This is a genomic window from Sphingomonas sp. NCPPB 2930, assembly GCF_042867205.1.
GTDB lineage: Bacteria > Pseudomonadota > Alphaproteobacteria > Sphingomonadales > Sphingomonadaceae > Sphingomonas.
The window spans coordinates 34,895-49,733 of record NZ_JBHZQU010000012.1 but is presented as its reverse complement, the minus strand read 5'-3'; the positions used below and the strand labels follow the sequence as shown (position 1 = coordinate 49,733).

At 67.3% G+C, this 14,839-nt stretch carries 12 protein-coding genes and 2 tRNA genes; 6 read left to right on the top strand and 8 right to left on the bottom strand.

Annotation, left to right across the window (positions count from 1 at the left end; all coding sequences use genetic code 11):
• Nucleotides 1-56: 56 nt before the first annotated feature.
• The 6 genes from ACFX59_RS13740 to ACFX59_RS13715 form a co-directional block, all read right to left on the bottom strand.
• The gene (locus ACFX59_RS13740; RefSeq protein WP_309691490.1) at nucleotides 57-1,136 is read right to left on the bottom strand and encodes an AI-2E family transporter; all 1,080 of its coding nucleotides are present in this window, start codon (nucleotides 1,134-1,136) and stop codon (nucleotides 57-59) included.
• Nucleotides 1,137-1,425: 289 nt separating this feature from the next.
• Nucleotides 1,426-5,940 carry a glutamate synthase large subunit gene (gene gltB / locus ACFX59_RS13735; protein WP_373424722.1) on the bottom strand — a complete coding sequence of 1,505 codons (4,515 nt, stop codon included), beginning with the start codon at nucleotides 5,938-5,940 and terminating at the stop codon, nucleotides 1,426-1,428.
• Complete coding sequence (locus ACFX59_RS13730) at nucleotides 5,940-6,530, bottom strand: DUF2059 domain-containing protein (protein WP_387432840.1); 591 nt, start codon at nucleotides 6,528-6,530, stop codon at nucleotides 5,940-5,942. Before ACFX59_RS13730 ends, gltB begins: the two co-directional genes overlap by 1 nt.
• Nucleotides 6,527-7,978: an NAD(P)-dependent oxidoreductase gene (locus ACFX59_RS13725; RefSeq protein ID WP_387432838.1), complete on the bottom strand. Its 1,452-nt coding sequence runs from the start codon at nucleotides 7,976-7,978 to the stop codon at nucleotides 6,527-6,529. Before ACFX59_RS13725 ends, ACFX59_RS13730 begins: the two co-directional genes overlap by 4 nt.
• A 153-nt stretch (nucleotides 7,979-8,131) precedes the next feature.
• Nucleotides 8,132-8,941, bottom strand: a complete 810-nt coding sequence (locus ACFX59_RS13720) for an undecaprenyl-diphosphate phosphatase (protein ID WP_387432837.1) — start codon at nucleotides 8,939-8,941, stop codon at nucleotides 8,132-8,134.
• 93 nt (nucleotides 8,942-9,034) lie between these two features.
• A complete protein-coding gene (locus tag ACFX59_RS13715; protein WP_387432836.1) occupies nucleotides 9,035-9,967 on the bottom strand; it encodes a complex I NDUFA9 subunit family protein in 933 nt (310 codons plus the stop codon).
• 106 nt (nucleotides 9,968-10,073) lie between these two features.
• Here ACFX59_RS13715 and ACFX59_RS13710 point away from each other — a divergent pair.
• Nucleotides 10,074-10,160 (top strand) — tRNA-Leu (locus tag ACFX59_RS13710).
• A gap of 786 nt (nucleotides 10,161-10,946) precedes the next feature.
• Here ACFX59_RS13710 and ACFX59_RS13705 read toward each other — a convergent pair.
• Nucleotides 10,947-11,020: transfer RNA gene (locus ACFX59_RS13705), tRNA-Gln, on the bottom strand.
• Between the two features lie 160 nt (nucleotides 11,021-11,180).
• Between ACFX59_RS13705 and ACFX59_RS13700 the strand changes: the two genes are divergently transcribed.
• The 3 genes from ACFX59_RS13700 to ACFX59_RS13690 all read left to right on the top strand — a co-directional run bounded on the left by ACFX59_RS13700 (nucleotide 11,181) and on the right by ACFX59_RS13690 (nucleotide 13,352).
• On the top strand, nucleotides 11,181-12,224 hold the full coding sequence (locus tag ACFX59_RS13700; RefSeq protein ID WP_307101956.1) for a Ppx/GppA phosphatase family protein: 1,044 nt from the start codon (nucleotides 11,181-11,183) through the stop codon (nucleotides 12,222-12,224).
• A complete protein-coding gene (locus tag ACFX59_RS13695) occupies nucleotides 12,221-12,916 on the top strand; it encodes an RlmE family RNA methyltransferase (RefSeq protein WP_307101954.1) in 696 nt (231 codons plus the stop codon). The genes ACFX59_RS13700 and ACFX59_RS13695 overlap by 4 nt, the downstream gene beginning before the upstream one ends.
• Before the next feature lie 88 nt (nucleotides 12,917-13,004).
• The gene (locus ACFX59_RS13690) at nucleotides 13,005-13,352 is read left to right on the top strand and encodes a hypothetical protein (protein WP_387432835.1); all 348 of its coding nucleotides are present in this window, start codon (nucleotides 13,005-13,007) and stop codon (nucleotides 13,350-13,352) included.
• 165 nt (nucleotides 13,353-13,517) lie between these two features.
• Here the strand turns inward: ACFX59_RS13690 and ACFX59_RS13685 are convergent, their stop codons facing one another.
• Nucleotides 13,518-13,880 (bottom strand): response regulator, encoded by a 363-nt coding sequence (locus ACFX59_RS13685; RefSeq protein WP_307101952.1) that lies wholly within the window; start codon nucleotides 13,878-13,880, stop codon nucleotides 13,518-13,520.
• Between the two features lie 36 nt (nucleotides 13,881-13,916).
• Here ACFX59_RS13685 and ACFX59_RS13680 point away from each other — a divergent pair, with 36 nt between their 5' ends.
• Together ACFX59_RS13680 and ACFX59_RS13675 are read left to right on the top strand one after the other, a co-directional pair.
• Entirely contained in the window at nucleotides 13,917-14,204 is a 288-nt protein-coding gene (locus tag ACFX59_RS13680; RefSeq protein ID WP_387432833.1) for a DUF3572 family protein, read from the top strand.
• Nucleotides 14,201-14,827 carry an HAD family hydrolase gene (locus tag ACFX59_RS13675; RefSeq protein WP_387432831.1) on the top strand — a complete coding sequence of 209 codons (627 nt, stop codon included), beginning with the start codon at nucleotides 14,201-14,203 and terminating at the stop codon, nucleotides 14,825-14,827. The genes ACFX59_RS13680 and ACFX59_RS13675 overlap by 4 nt, the downstream gene beginning before the upstream one ends.
• Nucleotides 14,828-14,839: the final 12 nt, after the last annotated feature.

Sequence of the window (14,839 nt, the reverse complement as noted above, 5' to 3'; positions counted from 1 at the left end):
GTGGCGGCGGACCATAGGGACCGGCTTGCCGCGGTGCAAACCACGGCGGCGCGTAGTCACCCCGCCGTTTCGGCCGCCGGGACCGCTCCGCGCTGCTCGCTCAGGATGCGCCATCCCGCCAGGAACAGCGCGGCGACCGCCGGTCCGACGACGATGCCGCTCAACCCCAGCAGCTCGATCCCGCCCAGCGTCGTCAGCAGCACGATCCAGTCGGGCAGTCCCGTGTCGCGCCCGACCAGGATCGGCCGCAGGATATTGTCAGCCAGCCCGATGACCAGCACGCCCGAGGCGACGACCACCGCCCCCTGCCAGACCGCGCCGGTCGCGAGCAGGTAGATGGCAACCGGCCCCCAGATGATCGCGGGGCCGATCGCGGGCAGCAGCGCCGCGATCGCCATCAGCACGCCCCAGAGCAGCGCGGCGGGCACGCCGACGATCCAGAAGGTGATCGCGCCCAATGCCCCCTGCACCAGCCCGACGATGACCGATCCCTTGATGGTCGCACGCACCACCGCGACGAAGGTATCGACCAGCCGCGTCGCCACGCCCCGCTCCAGCGGCAGCGCGCGGACGAAATCGGGGCCCAGCCGGTCGCCGTCGCGGATCAGGAAGAAGGCGACATAGAGCCCCACGCCAAAGGCCAGCGCAAAGGCGAAGGCGTTGCGCCCGATCGACAGCGCGCGGGTCGCGATCTGGCTGACGCTGCTGCTGAGCGTGCGCGAGACGCGCGCCTGAAGCCCCTCGAAACTGCCGACGCCCGAATTGTCCATCGCCTGGCGCAGCCGCTGGGGAAGCGCGTCGCGGACCTGCTGGAAATATTGCGCGAAATCGATCTGGCCGCTGCGCATCTTCAGATAGACGCCCGACGCCTGGTCGACGACCATGCTGCCGATCAACAGGGTCGGCACCACCACGGCAAAGGTGATGATCAACATGGTCAGCCCGGCGGCGAGATTGCGCCGCCCGCCGGTCTTGGTCAGCAGCCATTGGAACAGCGACCGAAACAGGATCGCCGCCAGCCCCGCCCAGAGCAGCGCGATCAGAAAGCCCGAAATCACCGCGATCAGGCCGATGGTGACGATCGCCAGGAAGAGGATGAATCCCCCTCGCTCGATCCTCTGGCGGTCGATGTTCATATGGCCCTCCCCTTCATGCATCGCGGCGTAACCGTCACGATCCCGCAACGGTTCCGCGATCCCTGTCGGCGGGATGACGGTGATGTCAGGACGCAAAAGGCTCTTGCCCTGCCCCGCACCCCGCAGCCCCGTTCAGGCTGAACGGAGTGCGTCGCTATTCCTCCCCTGCAAGGGGAGTTGGCAGCCCGAAGGGCTGACGGAGGGGTGTCGCGCTCTCGATAGGGTAACACCCCTCCACCATGCTGCGCATGGTCCCCCTCCCCTTGCAGGGGAGGAAGAATATGGCCCGTTACTCCGCCGCGACCGCCTCGACGCTGTCATCGAGCGGGTGGGCCAGGCGGGTCAGCATTTCCTTGGGGCAGACCTGCCAGAAATGCCCGGCGACGCGGTCCCAGTCCTCCAGCAGGCCCTTCGACCATTTGCTGTCGGTCGCGGCGGCATGCTGTTCGACCAAGTCGCGCAGCACGCCTTCCCAATGCGCCGACGCCAGGCGCTGCCACACGATATTCTCGGGGTTGGCGCGGCGGGCGAAGCGATCCTCTTCGTCATAGATGAACGCCATGCCGCCGGTCATGCCCGCGCCGAAATTCGCGCCGACCTGACCCAGCACCACCGCGACGCCGCCGGTCATATATTCGCAGCCATTCGCGCCGCAGCCCTCGACCACCACGGTCGCGCCCGAGTTGCGGACCGCGAAACGCTCGCCAGCCTGGCCCGCCGCGAACAGCTTTCCGCTCGTCGCGCCGTAGAGGACGGTGTTGCCGATGATCGTGTTCTTCTGGCTGGCCAGCGGCGAGCTGACCGCCGGGCGCACGATGATGGTGCCGCCCGACAGGCCCTTGCCGACATAGTCATTGGCATCGCCGAACACTTCCAGCGTCACGCCCTTGCACAGGAACGCGCCCAGCGACTGGCCCGCGCTCCCACGCAGCCGCACGGTGACGTGCCCGTCGGCCAGCTTGCTCATGCCGAACTTGCGGGTGATCTCCGAGGACAGGCGGGTGCCGACCGCACGGTGCGTATTGCGCACCGAATAGGTCAGCTGCATCTTCTCGCCGCGCGAGAAGACGGCCGAGGCGTCCTTGATGATCTGCGCATCCAGGCTGTCGGGCACTTCGTTGCGGAAGGTCGACAGGCTGAACCGCCGCTCGGCATCGGTCGCATCGACCTTGGCCAGAACGGGATTGAGGTCGAGATCGTCGAGATGCTCGGCACCCCGGCTGACCTGGCGCAGCAGCTCGGTCCGCCCGATCACCTCGTCCAGCGAGCGCACGCCGAGCCGCGCCAGGATGTCGCGGACTTCCTCGGCGATGAAGGTCATCAGGTTGATGACCTTTTCGGGCGTGCCGGTGAACTTGGCGCGAAGCCGCTCGTCCTGCACGCAGACGCCGACCGGGCAGGTGTTGCTATGGCACTGGCGCACCATGATGCAGCCCATCGCCACGAGGCTCAGCGTACCGATGCCGAACTCTTCCGCGCCCAGGATCGCCGCGATCACGATGTCGCGCCCGGTCTTCAGGCCGCCGTCCGCACGCAGGCGGATACGCCCGCGCAGGCCGTTCAGGGTCAGCGTCTGGTTGACCTCCGACAGGCCCATTTCCCAGGGCGTGCCGGCGTATTTGATCGAGGTCTGGGGCGACGCGCCCGTGCCGCCGACATGGCCCGACACCAGGATGACGTCGGCATGCGCCTTGGCCACGCCCGCCGCGACCGTGCCGATGCCCGCCGAGCTCACCAGCTTCACGCAGACGCGCGCGCGCGGATTGATCTGCTTGCAGTCATAGATGAGCTGCGCGAGATCCTCGATCGAGTAGATGTCGTGATGCGGCGGCGGCGAGATCAGCGTCACGCCGGGCGTCGCATGGCGCAGCTTGGCGATGAACTCGGTCACCTTGAAGCCGGGCAGCTGCCCGCCCTCGCCGGGCTTGGCACCCTGCGCGACCTTGATCTCGATCTCGTCGCAGGCGTTCAGATATTCCGCCGTGACGCCGAAGCGACCGCTCGCGATCTGCTTGATCGTCGAGTTGGCGTTGTCGCCATTGTCATAGGGCTGATAGCGCAGCTTGTCCTCGCCGCCCTCGCCCGACACCGCCTTCGCGCCGATCCGGTTCATCGCGATCGCCAGCGTCTCGTGCGCTTCCGGCGACAGCGCGCCCAGCGACATGCCCGGCGTCACGAAGCGCTTGCGGATCTCGGTGATCGCCTCGACCTGATCGACCGGCACGCCCTCGTTCGGGAAGTTGAACTGGAGCAGGTCGCGCAAATAGACCGGCGGCAGGTCGCCGACTCCGCGCGCGAATTGCAGATAGGTCGAATAGCTGTCGGTCGCGACCGCCGTCTGGAGCAGGTGCATCAGCTGCGCCGAATAGGCATGAGTCTCGCCGCCATCGCGCTGGCGATAGAAGCCGCCGATCGGCAGCGTCGCGACATGCTGGTCCCAGGCCGCTTCGTGACGGACCATCGCCGAGTAATGGAGCGAGTTATAGCCCTCGCCCGAGATCTTGGCGGGCATGCCGGGGAACAGGTCGTTGACCAGCGCACGGGACAGGCCGACCGCCTCGAAATTATAGCCGCCGCGATAGCTGGAGATCACCGCGATCCCCATCTTCGCCATGATCTTGAGCAGCCCATCCTCGATCGCGGTGCGATGGTTGGCCAGGCACTGGTCGATGGTCAGATCACCGAACAGCCCGCGGCCATGACGGTCGACGATCGCGGCTTCGGCCAGATAGGCATTCACCGTGGTCGCGCCGACGCCGATCAGCACCGCATAATAATGGGTGTCGAGGCACTCGGCCGAGCGGACGTTGATCGACGCATAGGAGCGCAGCCCCCGGCGGACGAGATGCGTGTGCACCGCCGCCGCCGCCAGCACGCCCGCGATGGCGACCCGGTCTTCGGAGACATGCTCGTCGGTCAGGAACAGTTCGGACCGGCCTTCGCGCACCGCCTGTTCGGCCTGGTTGCGGATTCGCTGGATCGCGGCGCGCAGACGGTCGGGGCCGCCATCGGCCTCGAAGGTGCAGTCGATCTCGGCGGCCGAGCGGCCGAAATGCGTCTTCAGCCTGTGCCAGTCGGCACCCGTCAGGACCGGGGACGGCAGCACCAGCACCCGCTCGCGCCGATCCTCGGTGTCGAGGATGTTGGCGAGATTGCCGAACCGGGTCTTGAGCGACATCACATAGCGTTCGCGAAGCGAGTCGATCGGCGGGTTCGTCACCTGGCTGAAGTTCTGGCGGAAGAACTGGCTGATCAGGCGCGGCTTGTCGGAGATGACGGCGAGCGGCGTGTCGTCGCCCATCGACCCGATCGCTTCCTTGCCGCCTTCGGCCATGGGGGACAGGATCAGCTCCATATCCTCCATGGTCTGCCCGGCGGCGACCTGACGGCGCAGCATCTCGGCGCGGGGCATGCGCACCAGCGCTTCTTCTTCCGAAGGAGCGGGCAGCTGGTCCATGGTCAGGAACTCGCCGATCATCGCGGCATAGTCCTGTTCGCCCGCAATCTGGTCCTTGATCGCGCGGTCGTCGTACAGCTTGCCCTCGGCCAGATCGACCGCGATCATCTGCCCCGGCCCCAACCGGCCCTTGGCGGTGACGGTCGCCTCGGGCACCACCACCATGCCGCTTTCCGACCCGACGATCAGCAGCCCGTCGGCGGTCAGCGTGTAGCGCAGCGGGCGCAGCGCGTTGCGGTCCATGCCCGCCACCGCCCAGCGGCCATCGGTCATCGCCAGCGCGGCGGGGCCGTCCCACGGCTCCATCACCGAGGCGAGATACTGGTACATCTCGGCATGCGCCTTGGGCGTGTCGAGGTCCTTCTGCCACGCCTCGGGCACCAGCATCAGCTTGGCGGTCGGCGCGTCGCGGCCGGAGCGGCAGATCGCCTCGAACACCGCGTCGAGCGCGGCCGTGTCGGACGCGCCCGCCGGGATCACCGGCTTGATGTCCTCCGAATTGTCGCCGAACGCGATCGAGGCCATCCGGATCTCGTGGCTGAGCATCCAGTTCTTGTTGCCGCGGATCGTGTTGATCTCGCCATTATGCGCCAGGCAGCGGAAGGGCTGCGCCAGCCACCATTGCGGGAAGGTGTTGGTCGAATAACGCTGATGGAAGATCGCCACGCGGCTCTCGAACCGGTGATCCTGCAGGTCGGGATAGAAGACCGACAGGCTCTCGGCGAGGAACAGCCCCTTGTAGATGATCGAGCGGCAGGACAGCGAACAAATATAGAAGCCGCTGATCTGCGCCGCGATCACCCGCTTTTCGATGCGGCGGCGGACCAGGTACAGATTCTTCTCGAACTCGGCGGCATCGACCTCGTCGGGCATCGGCCCGGCGATCATGATCTGCTCGATCTCCGGCCGGGTCGCCTGCGCCTTCAGCCCGATGACCGAGACGTCGACCGGCACCTGGCGCCAGCCATAGATGGTATAGCCCGCCTCGATGATGACGCTCTCGACGATGGTGCGGCAGGTTTCCTGCGCGCCCAGATCGGTGCGCGGCATGAAGATCATGCCGACCGCCAGCCGGTTGGGCAGCACCTTGTGCCCCGACGCGGCGATCGCATCGTCGAAGAAGCGGTGCGGCAGGTCGACATGCAGTCCCGCGCCGTCACCGGTCTTGCCGTCGGCATCGACCGCGCCGCGATGCCACACCGCCTTCAGCGCGTCGATCGCCGACTGGACGACCCGGCGCGAGGGCTGGCCATCGGTGGCCGCGACCATGCCGACGCCGCACGCATCGCCCTCGAATTCGGGGCGGTACATGCCATGCTCGGCGAGATATTGGCGCTGGTCGGTCATCACTTCTTGTCCTGCTGGGTCGCGTCGATGTCCTTGGCCATCGTGGCGATATCGTCCTGCATATGGGTCATCGCCTCGCCCATCAGCTTGCGCTGCCAGGCGGCGATGTCGGGGTCGGCCATGATCGTGAACGAGGCCTTCATATAGGCCTGGCCGGTCGGGGTCGCGAAGAAGCGCTGAAGATCGCCGAGCTGCCCCGCATCGAAACGGCGCGCATAGGCCCGCGCCATCGCGTCGACCATGCCCGGCAACGCCTCGGTCAGCGTGGCGTTCGTTCGCGCCTGCTGCTTGTCGAGGAAGCGATCGAAGATCGCGCGCGCTTTCGGGTTCTTGGTCAACGCCTGCTGAAAGCCGGGCGACTGTTCCAGACCCTGCCGCATATTGGCCTGCATGGGGGTCAGCATCGCCTGGATCATGCTCTGGCGCGTGGCGGGGGGCATCATCTGGTCCAGCAACTGCCGCGCCAGAGCCAGCCGGGCCGCGTCGGGCTCCGCCACGACGGGCGCCCGCGCGGGTGCCGCCGTCTGGGCCATCGCGACCCCCGGCATGGCGGTCGCGGCCAGCGCGAGCAGGGCCAGCCCGCGCATCATGCCGCCACCTTTTCGCGCGTCGCCGTCTTGGCGCGCGCCTTCAGCCACTGGTGCATCGCCTTGGCCACGTCGCGGCCGTCGCGGATCGCCCAGACGACCAGCGACGCCCCGCGCACGATGTCACCGGCGGCGAACACGCCGTCCAGGCTGGTCATCAGCGTGCGGCCATCGACCAGCACCGTGCCCCAGCGGCTGACGCCCAGTTCGGCGGTGCCGAACAGGCTCGGCAGGTCCTCGGCATCGAAGCCCAGCGCCTTGATGACCATGTCCGCCTCGAGCAGATGGTCGGCACCCGGCTCGGCCTCCGGCGCACGGCGGCCGCTGGCGTCGGGCGCACCCAGCCGCATCTTGGCGGCGCGCACGCCGGTCACCGTCTCGCCCCCCTCGAAGCCGAGCGGCGCGGAGAGCCAGACGAACTCGGCGCCTTCCTCTTCCGCATTGGCGACCTCGCGCTGCGAGCCGGGCATGTTGGCCCGGTCGCGGCGATAGAGGCACTTCACCGACTTGGCGCCCTGCCGGATCGCGGTGCGGACGCAGTCCATCGCAGTGTCGCCGCCGCCGATCACGACGACATTCTTGCCCTCGGCATTGAGCGAGCCATTTTCGAACGCCTCGACCGTATCGCCGAAGCTCTTGCGGTTCGACGCGGTCAGATAGTCGAGCGCGGCGATCACGCCGTTCGCGCCCGCGCCGTCCACATCGACATTGCGCGCCTTATAGACGCCGGTCGCGATCAGCACCGCGTCATGGCGGCGGCGCAGATCCTCCAGCGTGGCATCCTCGCCGACCGCAAAGCCCTCATGGAAGACGATGCCGCCCGCCTTCAGCCGCTCGACCCGGCGCATGACGACGGGCTTTTCCAACTTGAAGCCGGGGATGCCATAGGTCAGCAGCCCGCCCGCCCGGTCGTGCCGGTCATAGACATGGACCTCATAACCCGACACGCGCAGATATTCGGCCGCCGTCAGGCCCGCAGGCCCCGCGCCGATCACCGCGACCGACTGGCCGCGCGCGGGTCCGGGGACCAGCGGCTCGACCCAGCCTTCTTCCCAGGCGGTGTCGGTGATGAACTTCTCGACCGATCCGATCGTGACCGCGCCGTGGCCCGAAAACTCGATGACGCAATTGCCCTCGCACAGCCGGTCCTGCGGGCAGATGCGGCCGCAGATCTCGGGCATGGTCGAGGTGGCGTTGGACAGCTCATAGGCCTCGCGCAGACGCCCTTCGGCGGTCAGGCGCAGCCAGTCGGGGATATGATTGTGCAGCGGGCAATGGACCGAGCAATAGGGCACGCCGCATTGCGAGCAGCGCCCGGCCTGATCCTCCGCCGCCGGGGGCGCATAACGCTCGGCGATCTCGCGGAAATCCTCCGCGCGCGCCTCGGCCGCCCGCTTGGCCGGATAAGCCTGCTCGCGGCCTACAAACTTCAGCATAGAATCGTTCGCCATATGCGCCTCCGAAGATGCGGATATTGCGCGAACGACCCCATGTCACGGGCAAATCGACATATAGGACAGCAAGTGCGCCCTATTTAGACCCTTATTTATGCGCGGCTCGCGCTTATTGCGAGCGACCCGCAAGTAAATAGGCCCGATCCGGTATCAATGCAGTGTCAGCATCGCCAACGCGATGCTGCCCGCGACGATTCGATACCAGGCAAAGGGGCCGAAGCCGTGCTTGCCGACGATGCCGACGAACCAGCGGACGACCAGCAAGGCGACCACGAACGACACGACGAAGCCGACACCGATCTCGATCGGCCCGACGCTGCTCCCGCTGCGCATCGCATCCAGATGCCCCGCCGTCTCGACCACGCTGGCGCCCAGCATGGTGGGGATGGCGAGGAAGAAGCTGAACTCCGCCGCCGTGCGCCGCTCGACACCCAGGGTCAGTGCGCCCAGGATCGTCGCGCCCGAGCGGCTGACGCCCGGAATCATCGCCAGACACTGGAGGAAGCCGACGCCCAGCGCCGTCTTGGCCGGGACGGCCGCGATGCCGCGCGTCGTGCCGGGCTTCACCAGCCGCTCGATCACCAGGATCGCGATGCCGCCGACGATCAGCGCGATGGCGACGACCTTGGGCTGGAGCAGCAGCGCCTCGATATGCTTTTTCGCCAGCACGCCGATGACGGCGGCGGGGATGAAGGCGATCAGCAGGTTGCGCACGAAGCGGATCGAACCCGGATCGCGCTTGAACAGCCCCTCCAGCACGGTCCAGAAGGTTCGCCAGTAGAGGACGACGACCGCCAGGATCGCGCCCAGCTGGATGACGATGTTGAACATCTGCCACCGCGCATCGTCATAGCCGAGCAGCGCGCCCGCCAGGATCAGGTGTCCGGTCGAGGACACCGGCAGGAATTCGGTGACCCCCTCGACGATACCGAGGATGATGGCGGCTAGCAGATCGTTCACGAGCGTCCCCAAAAAATTGGCCCCGTCGCCATAGGACGACGGGGCCGACAGGGAAACGCCTAAGCGGCGACCCGTGGGGCGTTATGGGACGGCTCAGGCCGCCAGCGTCTGTGCCCGCCGCCCGAACCGGCCTGCCTTGCGGAAACGGATCAGATATTCGGGCGCGACGGTCGCCAGCGGCGCCGGGGTCACGCCCAGCGCGGCCAGGCCCGGCGCACCGGCGGCAACGACATTGTCCTGCTGGAGCATCAGCCACTGGTCCCAGCTGATCGGCGAACCCGGCAGCCGGGCGAGCAGCGCGCCCGCAAAGTCGGGCAGCTCGACGAAGTTCGGCGTGCGACCCAGCGTCGCGGCGATCCAGCGGACCAGCTCGCCCATCGACAGCACGTCCGGCCCGCCCAGCTCATAGGTGTGGCCGCCATGCGTCTCGCCGTCCAGGATCGCCGCGACGATCGCCTGGCCGACATCGCCCGCGAACACCGGCTGGAACTTCACGCCCGCGCGCAGGATCGGCACGATCGGCGCCGACACCATGCCCGCAAAGCGGTTCACGAACTGGTCCTCGCGCCCGAACACGATCGAGGGGCGCAGGATCGTGGCGTTCGGGAAAGCCTGGCGCACCGCATCCTCGCCCTGCCCCTTCGACCGGGCATAGGCCGCCGCGCCGTTCGAGTCAGCGCCGATGGCCGAGACATGGGCCAGCGCCTCGACCCCCGCCGCGCGCGCGGCCTCGGCGACGGTGCGCGCGCCGTCGACATGGATGCGCTGCATATTGCCGCCCATCACGCCGACTAGGTTGACGACGGCATCCGCGCCTTCGACCGCCCGCGCGACCGTGTCGGGCCGTGCGATATCGGCCGCGACGAACTGAGTCTGGCCCAGCCCGCCCTGCGTGCGCAGGAAATAGGCCTGGCGCGGATCGCGCTGCGCGACCCGCACCCGCGCGCCCGTGCGCATCAACTCGCGTGCGACATAGCGGCCCAGAAAGCCCCCGCCGCCAATCAGCGTCACCAGCTTGTTCGTCATGACCGTCCCTATTTTTTCGAGAAAAATCGTCTTTCGCCCCTTTGCCTCGCAAAAAAGCCGTTGACAAGGATTCGAACCCTACCCTAAAGGCGCGGGCCTACCCCGTGCCCAGATGGCGGAATTGGTAGACGCACCAGCTTCAGGTGCTGGCGATCGCAAGGTCGTGGAGGTTCGAGTCCTCTTCTGGGCACCACTTTCCAACATTGGTGGAAAATGTGAGGCGGCTGTCGAAAGACAGCCGCCGACACGTGTTTGTCCCGATGCTTTGACATATCGCGCGAAATCATCGCGCCGTCTTTTTCGATCCCGGCCGCCATGACGACGCCGCCGCAGCTTTGCTTGCCGATATTCGCCCCTTGGGGACGATTATCTCGGAGGAAGCTCCGTCGAACGACAGCCCCCTGCTGCCACCACGCATCCCAACGATACGCGACGGCACCCACGACCGGATTTGCGAAGAGGCCACCCCGGCAAATGATCGACGACGGGAAGCGCACGGCGACGTCCGGGATTCGCGCGCGACCCGATTCGATGGCGGGATAGAACGATTCGCCACGAAACAGACCGAAACGACCGACATGCTCGCCTAGGGCCGATCGACATTCAGCGATGCCTTTCTGTCCCTCGCCCCTCGTAGAGGGGAGAGGGTTGCGCAGACTTGGCCTTTGCAAAAGCAAAGGCTTAGTCGGAGCTGGGTGAGGGGTGCATGCGCGCAGCGCGCGAGCCTTTGGGCTCGCTCGACCCCTCACCCAAGCTGCGCTAGCCAGCAGGCTGGCAAGCTTCGCTAACCCTCTCCCCTGGCCAGGGGAGAGGGGAAGAAAACGAAATCCTGAATGTCGATCCGACCTAAGTCATCATCCACAGCCGTGCGAATCGACGGCAGGCGACGCCGATCATCAGCATGACATTTCTTGGAAGGGGATATGGGGCGGGCACTTGCCCGGCCTGCGGATCAGATCGCCTGATCCCGGCAAATGTCTGGATGCCCCGTGAGGATTCGAACCTCAATTAACGGAGTCAGAGTCCGTGGTCTTACCTTTAGACGACGGGGCACCGAACAGGGGCGTGCCTCTAGGCGGGCTGGCTGGGCTTGTCAACAGGCTTTGATGCGGCGCGTCTTGTCGCACGGGCACCGACCCGCTACCTTGGGGACCAAGCACCGGCGGACGCTCATGTCCGTGACGGATAGAACAGAATAAAGCGAGATACGGCGATGGGGGATCAACCCACCCGACGGCCGTACCGGCAGGCCAAGCCCCCTGCCCGTCCGGCACCGCCCCGGCCCCAGCGTGGCCGGTGGTCCGATGCGCAGGCTTATGCCGCGCTCGACCTTGGCACCAACAATTGTCGGCTGCTGATCGCGCGGCCGCAGGGCGGCGGCTTTGCCGTGGTCGACGCCTTTTCGCGCATCGTCCGGCTGGGCGAGGGGCTGGCCACCACCGGCCGCCTGTCCGACGCCGCGATCGACCGCACCATCGCGGCGCTGCGCGTCTGCGCCGACAAGCTGCGGCGCCGCAACGTCACCCTGTCGCGCGCGGTCGCGACCGAGGCCTGCCGGCGGGCGGCCAACGGCCCCGCCTTCATCGCGCGCGCGCTGGCGGAGACGGGCATCCATCTGGACATCATCTCGGCCGAGGAAGAGGCGCGGCTCGCCGTGCTGGGCTGTCACGCGCTGATCGAGCCGGGCGAGGACCCCGCTCTGGTCTTCGACATCGGCGGCGGTTCGACCGAACTGGTGCTGGTCGACACGCGCGGCCCCAGCCCCCGCATCCTCGACTGGCATTCGGCCCCCTGGGGCGTCGTGTCGCTCACCGAAAGCGCGGGCGGCGGCGAGGGCGAGGCAGGACGGCTGGCCGCCTATGCGCGGATGCGCCAGATCGTCGCGGACAGCTTTGCCGGTTTCGCCGCACGCCTGCCGCGCGACCTGAAGCGCCCCCGGCTGCTGGGCACCAGCGGCACGGTGACGACGCTGGGCAGCGTCCATCTGGGGCTCAGCCAATATGACCGGGCGGCGGTCGACGGGCTGATCGTGCCGACGGCGGCGATGCGGGAGATCAGCACCAGCCTGTCGCGCAAGAGCCTGGCCGCGCGCGGCAAGGTCGCGTGCATCGGCCCCGAGCGCGCCGACCTGGTGGTCGCGGGCTGTGCCATCCTCGAGACGATATTGGACCTCTGGCCCGCCGAGCGGCTAGGGATCGCCGACCGTGGAATCCGCGAGGGGATTTTGCGGCGTTTGATGGGAATCACCAGACCGTGAGCAGAGGAAATTCGGGGCTGCACCAGCGCGTGCGCACCGCCCGGAACCGCACCGCGCAATCGACCCGCTGGCTGGAGCGCCAGTTGAACGATCCCTATGTCCGCCGCGCCAAGGCGGAGGGGTATCGCAGCCGCGCGGCCTATAAGCTGATCGAGCTGGACGAGCGCTTCGGCTTTCTGCGTGGCAAGAAGCGGATCATCGACCTCGGCATCGCGCCGGGCGGCTGGAGCCAGGTGGTGCGGCGCAAGGTGCCGAACGCCAGCGTGGTCGGCATCGACCTGTTGCCCGTCGATCCGATCGACGGCGTCACCATCTTCGAGATGGACTTCATGGACGATGCGGCACCTGACAGGCTGATGGAGGCGCTGGGCGGCGCGCCCGACCTGGTCATGTCGGACATGGCGGCCAACACGGTCGGCCATCCGCAGACCGACGCGCTGCGCACCATGGCGCTGGTCGAAACGGCGTTCGCCTTTGCCTGCGACGTGCTGTCGCCCGGCGGGGTGTTCGTGTCGAAGGTCTTTGCGGGCGGCGCCGATTCGCAGCTGGTCGCCGAGATGAAGCGCCACTTCGCCACCGTGAAGCACGCCAAGCCGCCGTCGAGCCGCAAGGGATCGGTGGAATGGTTCGTCGTCGCGCAAGGGTTCAAGGGGCGCAAGGCCGCGCCCGTCGGGGACGATTCGGAGGATTGAGCCCGGAGGGTCGGGGGTCGCTTTCGCCTTCGCCCAATAGCGGACGTCGGCAATAGGCGATAAGGCGGTGACGAGGGAGCGAGCCGCCATGTTTCGTGCGCTGATCAACTGGATGGATCGGGACTGGACGAGTCGAAGATACAACCCGGTATTCGCGTTTGCGCAGCGGCTTGTTTGGGGTGTGCCGGTCTTCTTGAGTCTAGCGGTGATCAGCGCACTTGAGGCTTTGGGCTTCTCGCGTGACGGTACGGTTGCCCTCGGCGTTTTTGCGCTTGGTGGGGCGGCAATGTTCGCCATGATGCTCGTATCTCTTTACCGCTGGGCGGTCGGTTACAGCAGTTCCCAGTTCCAAGAGCAGGCAGCGACGGAGCGTCGGGAGCGAGTGGCTGGGCGGCAGGCGTTCTTCCGTCGGTGGTTCAAGCCACATGGCAGCTAACCACCAAAAATAGACATCTCGCTCGCCCCTTTCTCCGTTCAGCCTGAGCGAAGTCGAAGGCCACGGGATGACGCCCGTGGCAGAGGTTCAGGGCATGCACTTCGACTTCGCTCAGTGCGAACGAAGTGTGGGGAGCGGGGCGAACAGAGGTGGGGTCCAGCCCCCTCACAGCAATGCGTTCACCGCCTCCATGAATCGCATCAGGCTGATCGGCTTGGAGACATAGGAATCCGCCCCCGCCGCGCGGATCCGGTCCTCGTCCTCGCGGCCCGCATAGGCGGTGACCGCCATCACCGGGATGCGGCGCAGTTCCTCGTCCGCCTTCAGCTCCAGGATCAGCTCATAGCCGGTCACGTGCGGCATCTGGATGTCCATGATGATCAGGTCGGGTTCGACCTCGCGCGCGCGCGCGACCGCCTCGCGCCCGTCGCGGACCGGCTCCGCGATGAAGCCATGCGCGCGCAGGAGGTCGCAGAAGAGTTTGAGGTTGAGTTCGTTGTCCTCGACAACGAGCACCTTTCTTGTCACGCCCGTTCCACCATTGACCATGAGTGACGATAGGCAATGCCCGGACCGGATACAATCGAACCCGCACGCATCGAGACGGCCGGGGCGCTGGCGTTGCAGGCGCTCGTCTGGACGCTGCAAAGCCAGAGCCGCGCCGAACGGCTGCTGGCGCTGACCGGCCTGTCGGTCGAGGAACTGCGCGGCGGGGCGGGCGAGCGCGGCGTGCTGGCCGCCATCCTGTCCTTTCTGGAGGGGCATGAGGCCGACCTGATCGAATGCGCCGATTCGCTGGGCGTGCGTCCCGAGGCGCTGGTCGCCGCGCGGCGGACGCTGGAGGCCGCATGAAGCCGCTGCTGATCTGCGACTGCGACGAGGTGCTGGTCCATATGGTGCGGCACTTCCGCGACTGGCTGGACGAGGCGCACGACATGGAATTCGCGCTGGACCGGCACGACTTTTTCGGATCGCTGTCCCGACGCGGCGGCGGCCCCGCCCCTACCCATGACGAAGCCTGGGAGCTGCTGCACGGCTTCTTCCCCGGCCAGATGGAGCGGCAGACCCTGGTGCCCCACGCCGCCGAGGCGCTGGCCGCGCTGGCGAAACAGGCCGACATCGTCATCCTGACCAATCTGGTCGAGGAATGCCGCCAGCCCCGGATCGAGCAGCTGGCGCGATTCGGCATCACCCACCGCGTCCAGTGCAATTCCGGCCCCAAGGGCGTGCCGGTGGCGAGGCTCGTCGCCGAGCATGGCCACCCCGTCACCGTCTTCGTCGACGATCTGGCGCAACACCACGCCTCGGTCGCGGAGCATGCGCCGCACGTCCACAGGCTGCACATGGTGTCGGAGCCGGAAATGGCGCCGCATGTCCCGCCCGCGCCCGCCGCGCATGCCCGGATCGATGACTGGCGCCGCGCCGAGACCTGGATCGCCGCGCGATTCGCCGAGGGGCGCGCCGCGCCGGGCTGACGGGATACTTGA

Coding starts and splice junctions, on each gene's coding strand:
- ACFX59_RS13740 (WP_309691490.1), bottom strand. CDS start 1,136: ATGAACATCGACCGCCAGAGGATCGAGCGAGGGGGATTCATCCTCTTC.
- gltB (WP_373424722.1), bottom strand. CDS start 5,940: ATGACCGACCAGCGCCAATATCTCGCCGAGCATGGCATGTACCGCCCC.
- ACFX59_RS13730 (WP_387432840.1), bottom strand. CDS start 6,530: ATGATGCGCGGGCTGGCCCTGCTCGCGCTGGCCGCGACCGCCATGCCG.
- ACFX59_RS13725 (WP_387432838.1), bottom strand. CDS start 7,978: ATGGCGAACGATTCTATGCTGAAGTTTGTAGGCCGCGAGCAGGCTTAT.
- ACFX59_RS13715 (WP_387432836.1), bottom strand. CDS start 9,967: ATGACGAACAAGCTGGTGACGCTGATTGGCGGCGGGGGCTTTCTGGGC.
- ACFX59_RS13700 (WP_307101956.1), top strand. CDS start 11,181: ATGGGGGATCAACCCACCCGACGGCCGTACCGGCAGGCCAAGCCCCCT.
- ACFX59_RS13690 (WP_387432835.1), top strand. CDS start 13,005: ATGTTTCGTGCGCTGATCAACTGGATGGATCGGGACTGGACGAGTCGA.
- ACFX59_RS13680 (WP_387432833.1), top strand. CDS start 13,917: ATGCCCGGACCGGATACAATCGAACCCGCACGCATCGAGACGGCCGGG.
- ACFX59_RS13675 (WP_387432831.1), top strand. CDS start 14,201: ATGAAGCCGCTGCTGATCTGCGACTGCGACGAGGTGCTGGTCCATATG.